The organism is Pseudovibrio sp. SCP20 (assembly GCF_057774105.1).
In genome coordinates this window covers 1-5,615 of record NZ_JBYMDH010000011.1, presented here as the reverse complement: position 1 = coordinate 5,615, position 5,615 = coordinate 1, and the positions used below count along the sequence as shown (strand labels likewise).

At 52.9% G+C, this 5,615-nt stretch carries 1 protein-coding gene; it reads right to left on the bottom strand.

Annotated elements, in window-relative coordinates:
• A partial coding sequence (locus tag AC3CB2_RS23405) for a DUF4214 domain-containing protein (protein ID WP_352936783.1) occupies positions 1-5,588 on the bottom strand: 5,588 nt, incomplete at its 3' end.
• Between the last annotated feature and the right edge of the window lie 27 nt (positions 5,589-5,615).

Below are 5,615 nucleotides of genomic sequence, written 5' to 3'. Positions count from 1 at the left end.
CCCGTGATGGTGTCATCACCCTTGCCGCCAAAAGCCGCCTCTTGAGTTGAGACATGAATGGTGTCATCGGTATCATCTCCAATGAGCGCTCTCATGTCATTGGTGGAGATGTTCAGCCCTTCCACGCCGAAGGATGCAGTCAGGTCTTTCTCTTGTCGAACCGGAAGCAGGAAGACATCTGGATTTTCAGTTGCACTATGGCCATTTCCAGTCACCTGATGTTCAACAGACAGGGCGAGATCGGCTAAAAGTTGCGCACGTGTGAGCGTTCCAAAAGTCATCTCATCCAAATATACACTCAGCTCAGCCAGTTCTGGCGTACGGCCAAGGGTATTTTGGAAGGCTCTTGAGACAAAACCAGCATTGCTTAACGTGCCATAGCGGGTTTGATACTCATCAGAGGTCAAAAGAGCTTCTGCCAGAGCAGTTGCATCCAGCTGAGCATCCTCAAGATAGCGAACAAGGACCTCAATTTCAGATGTGTCCATCTCCCGATCCAGCACACTGTCATAAACCTGAGCAGCCTCATAAAGCACCCTGGCCTTAGCTTGCTCATCCAGACGGTGAGCCGTTGTTGTTGTCGATCCTGATATGGTCTCAGCGATCTGCCAGGTTTCCATGCCATGGCTATCAACAGTGTGGCTCACTTTGATGTGTGTATCGCTGGCTGAGGCAGCAACGCCGTTATCCCAAGTGTAGCTGCCATCATTCAGCACTGAACGTGAGATGGTTTGAGTAACTCCATCACGCACAATTGTCGTGGTCAGTCCGTCAGAAGAAGTTGAGGTCACTGCCGTCTTAAAGACACTGCCATTCTTGGTATATCCAGTCTCAGTCAGAGTTTGGCTGCCATCTGCCAGCGTCTTGGTGACTTCTGTCTTGTCTTTCCTGCCATCTCCATCAAAGTCATAGGTCTTTGAGATGGTCCTGCCATCAGAACTGGTGGTCTGCTTATAGCTGGAGCGCAGCGTTCCATCTTCATAGCGATCCGCGCTGGTGAAGGTGGAGCTGCCATCGGCATGCAGGACTGTTTCATCTGTGACTGTTACATCAATCTCACCATCTCCGTCAGAGTCGATGCTGGTGGTCGATGTTAAGCCATTGGCTGATGTGACGGTTGTGCTGGAATGGCGCAGGTCATCTGCATACTTTTCCTCAAACACCTTCACCTGATTGCCGGCTTCATCATAGGAGATGCTGGTCTCGCGTACGATATCTGTCTGGCCATCGCCATCCAAATCAAACGCATAGCCTTGCTCTGTGCCATTGGCCGACATGGTCCGGGTTACAGAAGAAGCTATTGATCCGTCTTCAGCAAATTCGGTGTAAGTGGTGGTCTCATCCTTACTCAAATCAATGTGAATGACAGTCTGCTGGTCAATGTTACCATCTCCATCCAGATCAACGCTGGTTGTTTTGGTACGCTCATCTGCACTGATCACCGTCTTTGTTGTGCGCAGCACATCTGCATTGTCAGCAAGAAGAGACACACTAGAAGTGCTGCCACCAGACGCACCATGGACGAGGTGCGTAGTGCGATTGGTGTTCCCGTCACCATCAAAGTCCGTGATCTGTGTGATCTCTAATCCATTTGCGCTCGTTGTTTCAGTAGAGCTGCTGGTTGTCGTACCACTGGCATCCTTGTTGGTTGAAGTCGTTGCAACCGTGCCGTCATTGGAGAAGGAAGTCACCTGTGTGGTCTGGCTCTCATAAGTTCCATCTCCATCACGATCAAGAACGGAGGTCACCATCAAGCCGTCACCGGAGGTGGCAACACTTTGCCGTGCCAGCAAGGCTCCCTGGCCATCTTTATGGGTTACGGTGCGGGTCTGCGTTCCATCCGCAGCATAGTCAGTGACATCATCCAGAGTGCGGTCCGTGGAGCCATCCCCATCCAGATCCAGAGCAAAGGAAGTCTCCAGACTATTACCGCTTTGAGTCTTGGTCACCTTGGAGAGCAAAGTGCCATCATCAGAATAGCTAGAGATTGTTGTGACCGTGGTCCCATCTGCTTTAAGGGTCGTTGTGCTGACTTCATCATGATGACCATTGCCATCCACATCGACCTGGCGCATGCGGAACCGGCCATCCCTACTGACACTGTCCAGCGTTCTGGACAGTAATGACCCATCAGAGGCAGTGACATTGGTAAGTGTGCTTTGGCCACCATCTGTTGCAAGTGTTGTTGTTGAGGACTGAGAACGGTCATTTTGCCCATCCCCATCCCTGTCATCCAGGCGCGTGGAGGACAGGCCGTCATCACTTTGCGTGACAGTGCTGCGGCTCCAAAGCGTGCCATCCTTGCCTTTATGGGTGGTGATACTGGTCTGGGAACCATCGGCATTGAGGGAGCGGCTTGTATCCGTGGTGCTTTCATAAACACCATCGCCATCGCGATCTGTTTGAGTAACACTTTGCAGCCCGTTGGCGCTGGTCTCCAGGCGGGTCTGATTTTGCACAGAACCATCTGTAGCCAGCTGCTGAGTAACACTCTCAGCTACACCATTTTCTGCAATGGTGCGGGTGGTTTTGGTATCAACCTTGCCATCCCCATTGAGATCAACCTGGGTTACGTCGGAACGACCATTATCAGAGACGGTACGCTCAGACCGGTAGCGCAGATCACCTGATCCATCCCGCAGCTCACTGGTTGTCATGACCGCACCATCACTTTGAAGCGTGCTGGTTGTTGTCTCAATCAGATCATACGTTCCATCACCGTCTGCATCTGTCCTGGTGATCACCTCAAGCTGGTCATCACTGGTTTGCGTTTGCACCCGGCTAAGGAGAGTATTATCAGCAGAGCGGGTCTCAACAGTTCGGATGGTATCGCCATCGACTTTAAGAACTGTGGTGTCTGAGACAAGACGTTCAGCTGTCCCGTCACCATCTTGATCGGTCTGTGTCGTGATTTTCAGACCATCATCACTGACCAAACGCGAGCTGGTGCTGCGCAAGGATTGATCTGCATTCCTGATCTGCTCATTGATCGTCTGGCTGCCATCACCATGCAACGTGGTGGTGGTGCGAACATGCACATCAGCACTCAGATCCCCATCCAGATCACGAGCGCTCATAGAGACCAACCCATTGGCACTGGTGTTGGTGATTGCCTCGCCAAGTACACTGCCGGTGTTGGCGTAAGTTGTCTCCTTCACTGTGAGGGAACCGTCACTGCCTTGCGTTTGCACCACAATCTGGTCTGCATTGCCGTCGCCATCCAAATCCGTTGTGATGGTCTTTGTGCGCCGGTCTGCACTCTCCTCGACCGTGATTTGAGAGAGCAGAGATGCATCCTCAGCATAGTGCGAGGTTGTTCTGCTTGTTCCCCCATCGGCCTTTCGTTCTAAGGTCTCGACAATCTTCTCATCTACATCCCCATCGCCGTCCACATCTCTTAAAGTAGTCGACATCAAACCATCAGCGCTGGTCTGAACAGACGTGGCACTGCGCAAGCTGCCATCCTGATTGTGTGTGGTGATAGAGCGTGTGGATGTTCCAATCGGGTTCACACTGGTGGTGTCAGTTACCGTGACATCAATGTCTCCATCCCCATCCAGATCAGTCTTGGTCTGTTTGTACAGACCGTTCACATTGGTGGTCGTAACACTCTTGGTGTTGACAGAACCATCCGCATTACGGGTCCAGTTAGTGGCAACTCGATCCTGGGTTGTAGAGTTAGGCGCGACAAAAGAGACACGCTCGTTTGCTTCAAAACTCCCGTTCTGATTCAGATCGACCCAGGTCTCCTGGGCAACCTTGTCGGCCCCCAGTGTTTCCTTGGTCATGGAGCGTATGGACCCATCCCCATTGGTCTGGGTGATGATTTGCTCACGGCTGCCATCTGCATGGATCGTGGTTGCATCCTCAACCGTCAGATCGATATCACCATCGCCATCCTGATCAAGCTCTTGTGTCTTGGTCAGCGCATCAGCGGACTGTACCGTGGTTGAAGAGCTGCGCAGGGAACCATCACCGTTTTTGACCTGAAGCTGCGAGGTGGTCGTGCCGTCTGCTGCCACTGTGATCGACAGCTCCTCACTTGTATCTGTATCTCCGTCACCATCCAGATCGCGCTCAACTGTTTTGGTGCGGCCATCAGCGCTCACCTGTTCGCGCACAAACGAGCGTAAGGAGCCATCCTGATTGGTGGTCGCAATGGTCTCGGTTCGGCTGTCATCTCCATGAACGTTGACAGTGTGGGTCAGAACCGTATCTGCAGAACCATCTCCATCCACATCGCTGCCATCAACGCGAATAGTTCCATCACCGGAGACGCTTTCGCTACGGCTGGCGATCACGGTGCCATCCTGGGCAAGATTGCTGACAACAATGGTCGTGCTGCCATCAGACTGCTTGGTGCGCACCTCACGCTGGTTGAACCAACCGCCGCCGGTCGCATCGCGCTCAATGGTCTGCGTGTTTCCGTCTGCACTGAAGGTGGTCACAATTCTGGCTTGAAGGACGGCGCTGGCCATATCACTGCCAGCAAAGTTACTTTCGGTCTGTGTGCGGCTGCCATCAGACTCAATCACCGTCACAAGGGTCTGGATCCGGTCTGTAACCCCATCACCATTGTCGTCATAGCGGTTGGAGATGGAAAGCCCGTCGCTACTTGTCTGCGACACGATCTCATAGGCCTTGGCGCCACTGGCTGTGTAAGCGGTGGCGGTCAGCGAGCGTGTGCCAGCCCCATCAACGCTTTCAAACTGCTCCACGCGGTAGCCCTGGTCTTCTGCGGCAAGGCGCATGTCGCCAACAGTTCCTGTACTGCCATCTGCACGCGTGAAGGTGGTCTGACCGGTGATCACAGAACCATCGCTAAGCTCAATATTCGTCGCATCAGCCGTCAGGTTGATCTGTGTAATCCCAAGCTCTGTCAATGTCTTGACGCTGGTTGAACCATCCGGATTGGTCACCAGCAGCTTGAACTTGGCAAAGGCTGCATCATCTGCACTCAGGACACCATCGCCATTACTGTCAAAGACAGAGGCCAGCGCTTCCATGTCACTGGTGGCTGTTGGATCCCACTCGGTGAACACAAACTGACGTTTTTCGGTGATCGCATCGCGGCCATCGGGATCATAAAACAGCACCCCATCACCGCTGGCTGCCCAGGCGGTGCGATGTTCCAGACCATCTCCGCCTGCATCCATGAAGATCGTCGACTGATCCAGTCGTGTCACCTGAATGCCATTGCCATCCAGATCAAGAATAACCGGATCAACAAACTTGTTGTGCACCCGGAAGCCTGCAGCCACATAGGTGTGCAGGCCCTCAACGGTGAAGTTGTAGACCGTGTGCTGACCTTCAACCTCATCAATTCGCTCAATGGTATGGAGTGAACCATCGGCACGAACGATTTGATCTCCAACCCGAAGCTTGGCAACTGGCTGGAAGCTACCATTAGCAAGCAAGAATGGATGCTCGGAGGTGACCTGCACACCATCCACATCCAGAACTTGTCTTTTGCCATGGACAAACAGATCAGTGACCTCGCGCGGCTCAAGCGCACCAAGGCCATCGAAGGCCATGACCTGATCTTCAAGACAAACTTGCTCAATTGCTTTGCTAGAGCCATCCGACATCAAGATCAGCGTACCGGCAACAAAACA